Origin of the sequence: Rhodanobacter ginsenosidimutans (assembly GCF_042655685.1) — a bacterium.
GTDB lineage: Bacteria > Pseudomonadota > Gammaproteobacteria > Xanthomonadales > Rhodanobacteraceae > Rhodanobacter > Rhodanobacter ginsenosidimutans.
Window position 1 is genome coordinate 1 of record NZ_JBHSMM010000010.1, and the last position, 1,474, is coordinate 1,474.

General features: G+C 62.1%; 1 protein-coding gene. It reads right to left on the reverse strand.

Going from position 1 to position 1,474, the window contains the following annotated elements:
• Positions 1 to 371 precede the first annotated feature (371 nt).
• Entirely contained in the window at positions 372 to 1,388 is a 1,017-nt protein-coding gene (locus tag ACFPK0_RS16880; protein WP_377342424.1) for an IS110 family RNA-guided transposase, read from the reverse strand.
• Positions 1,389 to 1,474: the final 86 nt, after the last annotated feature.

Consider the following 1,474-nt stretch of genomic DNA (forward strand, 5'->3'; position numbering starts at 1 on the left):
GGGGTCACCATTTCGCCGTCCGTAGTCAATAGGCCCGCACTTGCTCTTCCCCGGTGATCGCGAGGAGTAGGTGCCCGTCTTGTCGCTGACCACCAGCCGCTGTGTTTCATGCGGTGCCAAGATCGCGCCAGTCACCGTTCTGGTTAGAACCGCGTTAGCGGCCCTTGCTGCTTGCCAAACACTCATCGGTCATCGCGGATCCCGTCCAGGTGCACGTCATGCGTGGCACAGAATCACGGGCTCATGGCCCACCCCTTGGTGGCTCGGTCCGCGTGCGGTCCTGCGTACAACACGGGTGCCGACGGTCGCGACCTTTCAGAGTGACTGGCTCGAAGCCAAACCCCAGTTCCGGCCTGCGACCGTCAGCGTGATCAGCCGAAGGCACGCGTGAGATCGAACGTCGTGCCTTCGTGCAGCATGTGGTAACAGGCGCGTGCCAGCTTGTGCGCGACCGCCTTGATGGCGACGACGCGATGTTTGCGCGCCCGCTTGCGCTCGTACCAGCGTCGAACCAGCGGGTCGTAGCGCACGGCATAGTTTGCCGCCTCCATGAACGCCCAGCACAGATATCGGTTGCCGCACTTGCGATTGCCGTGCCCCTTCGGTTTGCCGTTGGACAGTCGCACGCTCTCGACCATGCGACAGTACGAGGCGTAGTCGCCGACAGATTCGAAGCGCTCGATGGCGCCACTCTCCAGCAGGATCGTCATGCCCAGGATCGGGCCAATGCCCGGCACACTCTGCAGACGCGCCAGCAAATCCGGTCGTGCCAGATCATTGCGAATCCACGTTTCAAGTGCCTTGATCTGATCCTGCACTGTCATCCACAGCTTGAACTGGATCAGCACGCCGTAGCGGGTGGAGAGCTCGGGAAACAGGTCGACAAGCTGCGACGGCGACAGCTGTCGTAGCTTGTTGGCCGATAGCTGTTTGCCGGTGCTGCGACTGAAGCTGGACTGGATCGACAGCATCAAACGCACCGCCTGCCGCACCAAGCTGAAGCGACGGCGTAGCAAGTCGCGTGTGCCACGTTGTTCGCGCGGATAGATGTAGCCTTCGGGGAGCAGGCCCAGCCGCATCAGCTGGGCCAGATGGAGGGCGTCGCTGTCGTCGTCGCCGTGCTTGAGTCCGTCGTACTGCGGGATCGCGGTGGTATTGACCAGGTGCACGACATAACCGTGATCCATCAGGCCATCGACCAGCCAGTACCAGTTGTAAGTGGACTCCACCGCCACGCCGACCACATCGTCCCGGTATGGCGCAAGGTCGCTGAGCAGGCGCGGCAAATCGTTGGGTCGTCGACACCGCAGCACCGGTTTGCCGTCGCCATCCATGACGGCCAACACGCTGTTGCTGGAATGCAAATCGATGGCTGCGTAAAGTGACATGGCTGCCTCCTGTCGCTGGGCGACGTTGAAACCGTGGTAGTTCCAACGTACCGCCAAGCGCGGGAGGCGGCGACATGAGTCTTCAG